Genomic DNA, 3,830 nt, shown 5'->3' on the forward strand with positions numbered 1-3,830 from the left:
CGATTGGGACAACGGCAATTCCGGTGCGGCGATGGTGAAACCATATTCGATCAGGGCCTTTCTCGTTCAATGGATTGTGCAGCAGCGCCGCGTCCTCCACCGTGCGCCGGGCGATGGCGCGGGCATGGCCGATGCCCCGGCGCTCGATCAGGCCGATGAGATCGGCGGGCGTGAGCACGGGCGAGCGCAACAGCAGCGGCGCTGAAATATCAACGTCGTCCTCGGCCAGCGCCAGGATCAGGCGTTTGGGCGCATGCGGCATTTCGGACAGGGCAGCGGCGGCATGGCGGCGCACGCGCGGCGAGGCGAGGGCGAGCAGCGGAACGGCGAGATCCTCCAGCTGCTGGGCATCGCTCTTTGCCGGTCGTGCGACGCAGCAGAAGGCGGTGATCGATGCGGTGAGGAGATCGTCAGCCTTGCTGCCGCCATTGCGGTCTTCAAGTGCCCGAAACTCAGGATACTTCACGAACACACTCCACTCGATCACGCACGGCGCCAAACTATGCCTAAAATGAGCCATGAAGCGTTAGCAATCCGTTAACCCTGCGGGTGTCTAATGAAATTATGCGCGGCAGGATCGCGCGCGAGCGGACCGGAACCGGTCCGCAGCCCCCGCGGGGGCGCAAAGCAGCCCGTTGTCCGGCGCTTTGGCCGGATGCCAAGACCAGCATGAGCGTGTGCGTATCAAGGAGATCAACAGGCCGAACGGATGGATGAAATGGGGTTTGTCATTACCTTTCCAAGCAGCGCCATGCGCCAGCGCATGGCAACCAAATCCGGGCCGCGGCCGGCAACCGCGCAGATCATGATTTTTCCCGGCGTGCGCTATGAGCGCCCGGCGCAAGCCGCCCGCCCACGCGACAAGGACAAGCCGGGCAGCCGGTTTTTCGATCCCACACCCCAGCCGGGCTAGGGGCGGACAGCGCACGGCCGCCGCCGCGCTGCACGCACTGCCTGTGCCTTTCTTTCCAGCACAACCCTCAATCGCAGCCGGCTCAGTCGCGCATTGTGGCCGCCGATGCCTGCTATCTGCGATAGAATTTACTTACCAGGCACAACCCTGAACATGTAATTTTATGGATTTTCTGCCACAGCAAGGCCAAAACGCCACGCTTTTTGCCATGTGTGACTTGAACGCTGTGTCGTTCTGTGACTCTATTGGCCGATATTGTCCATGATTTCGATTCGTTTTTGACTGCATTTTATTTTAGCCAACAGTATATTTGGAGCTATATTTCATGTCTTTTCACGCCACAGCTGCGGCTATACCCGCACGTCCCAACACCCTTTCCATCTTCCGCAACCACCTCCTGTGCAGCGTCTGCGCCGCCTTGCTGGTGATGGGGTCCGGCGCCTCCTGCGCCATCGCGCCGGAGCCCGTCGTCGACGCGAAGCCGCCCGTGCAGGAGAAGCTCGCGCCGGAGCAGCCCGCTGGAGGCACGGAGCAGCTCGCACCGGAGCCCGTCGTTGACGCGAAGCCGCCCGTGCCGGAGCAGCCCGCCGAGGCGAAGGCTATAACTGTCAAAAGTGGTGAAGAAAAGGAATTCGGGGCAGACAAGATTTTAGGCGATATCACGGTGAACGGCTCGGCGGTAGTCAGAGGGCAGATGAGGAACGGTACTGTTAACAGTGAGGGAAACGGTGCGCTCACTGGCTTCTTAACCCTCACGGGTAGCCGTGCCAAGGCAACCGGAACGATTGTTATTGGTCCCGACGATCAGGCAGTTTTAGTTGTTGATTCCGGTGCAACGGCCAATGAAGTCATCGTGAACGGCACGCAGTCGAAGACCGGCGATCAGAAGCGCAAAGGTGGCGTGGTAAAGGTCTTCCGTGTGGGAAGCCGAATCGACAAGAGCACCGTTAACCTGGGCGGCTTGATGATTGTCCTACGGGAGGCAACGGCAGGCACGGTCACCGTCAACTCGGGCGGCAAGCTGGAGGTCAAGGCCAAGAGCAAGGTGGAGGAGGTCACCGTCAATGGCGAAAAGGCGTGGGGCATTGACGCTGACGGTCATTTCGTCGTTGGCGTTGGCGGCATTGCGGACGTCTTCGGTGCGGAAAGCAGGGTCGACAAGGGCACCGTCAATCTGGGCGGCTTGATGATAGTCCAAGATAAGGCAACGGCAGGCACGATCACAGTCAACACGGGTGGCAAGCTGGAGGTCAAGGCCAAGAGCAAGGTGGAGGAGATCACCATCAACGGCGAAAAAGCGTGGGGCATTGGCGTCGTCGGCGTTGGCGGCATTGCGGAGGTCTCGGGCGCGGGAAGCCGGATCGATAAGGGCACCATCAATCTGGGCGGCTTGATGGCTGTCCGTGACGAGGTCTCGGCAGGCACCATCACCGTCAACAATGGTGGCTGGCTGGAGGTCAGGACCAAGAGCAAGGTGGAGGAGGTCACTGTCAATGGCAAAGAGGCATGGGACAGTAAGGGAGAAAACGGCATTGGCGGCTCCGCTGTCATCTCCGGCAAGGAAAGCCGGATCGATAAGGGTACCATCAATCTGGGCGGCTGGATGCAGGTCTATGATCAGGCAACGGCAGGCGCTATCACCGTCAACTCGGGTGGCTGGCTGAATGTCTTTGCCGGGGGCACCGCGGAGGAAGTCACTGTCAATGGCGAAAAGGCGTACGGTTTTGATGCTGCCGGTCTTGTTATCAGTGGCGTTGGCGGCTCCGCTGTCATCTCCGGCAAGGAAAGCCGGATCGATAAGGGCACCGTCAATCTGGGCGGCTGGATGGCTGTCCGTGACGAGGTCTCGGCAGGCACCATCACCGTCAACAATGGTGGCAAGCTGGATGTCTTTGCCGGGGGCACCGCGGAGGAGGTCACTGTCAATGGCAAAGAGGCGTACGGTTTTGATGCTGCCGGTCATGTCATCAGTGGCATTGGCGGCGCCGCTGTCATCTCCGGCAAGGAAAGCCGGATCGATAAGGGCACCGTCAATCTGGGCGGCTGGATGAAGGTCTATGATCAGGCAACGGCAGGCAAAGTCGCCGTCAACTCAGGCGGTTGGCTGGAGGTCAATGACGATGGTCAGGTCGAAGAAGTCACCGTCAATGGCGGCTTTGCCGACGTCGAGGATCGCGGCGAAATCACCGGCAAGAGCACGGTCAGCAATGGCGGTCTATTGCGTGTCTTTACCGGCGGACGGGCGGGCGACATCACGCTGACTGGCGGTGATTCAGCCGGCCAGACAAGCTACGCAATTGTCAAAGGAACCGCCGGGGACATCACGCTCGGTGCAAACAGCGTGCTCAATGGTTCCGGCACTGTCCGCAATCTGCTGGTGCGTGCGGGCGGCACGGTCTATCCCGGCACAAATAAGTACAGGTTTGCCACGCTCACCGCAACAGGCGATGTCACCTTCGACAAGGACAGCATCTACACCGTGCAGATCGCCAATGACGGTTTGCGCGCGAGCAGGCTCGAGGTGCAGGGACAGGCAAATCTCCACGGCGGTACCGTCAAAGTGCGGGCGGAAGAGTACGCCGAAACGGACAGCCAGGGCGTGAGTATCGCCCAGCCCCTGAGCAAAGAGCAGGTCAGCAATCTGTTTGACAAGCACTTTGTCATTCTGACGGCCGAAAAAGGCGTGACCGGGCGGTTCGAAAAGATAGAGCCCGATTACAACTATATCACGCCAACGCTTGCCTATACCGACAAGACCGTCAGCCTCGGTTTTGATCTGACCGGAGCGGCCAGGACCGAAAAGGCAGAAAAACTGGCCGCCGAGCAGGCCGCAGCCCAGACGCAGGCCGAGGCCGACCGCCTGAACAGGCAGCTGCATGAGGAGCAGATCAAGAACATCGTTCTTGTCGATGCGGTC

2 protein-coding genes and 1 pseudogene are annotated in these 3,830 nt (G+C 60.2%); 2 read left to right on the forward strand and 1 reads right to left on the reverse strand.

From position 1 onward, the window contains the following. Positions 1-466: pseudogene (locus tag ACTJJ7_RS27990) on the reverse strand (hypothetical protein); the annotation flags it as partial. A gap of 252 nt (positions 467-718) precedes the next feature. Here ACTJJ7_RS27990 and ACTJJ7_RS27995 point away from each other — a divergent pair. Continuing rightward, on the forward strand, positions 719-913 hold the full coding sequence (locus ACTJJ7_RS27995; RefSeq protein ID WP_130268961.1) for a hypothetical protein: 195 nt from the start codon (positions 719-721) through the stop codon (positions 911-913). A 325-nt stretch (positions 914-1,238) separates the two neighbouring features. Then, positions 1,239-3,830, forward strand: a 2,592-nt coding sequence (locus ACTJJ7_RS28000) for a hypothetical protein (RefSeq protein ID WP_440969494.1), incomplete at its 3' end; no start/stop codon positions are given.

Source organism: Phyllobacterium sp. 22229 (genome assembly GCF_052056495.1).
Lineage (GTDB): Bacteria > Pseudomonadota > Alphaproteobacteria > Rhizobiales > Rhizobiaceae > Phyllobacterium > Phyllobacterium myrsinacearum.

Excerpts from the sequence above, each read along its gene's own strand:
- ACTJJ7_RS27995 (WP_130268961.1), top strand. The coding sequence starts at position 719 with ATGGGGTTTGTCATTACCTTTCCAAGCAGCGCCATGCGCCAGCGCATG.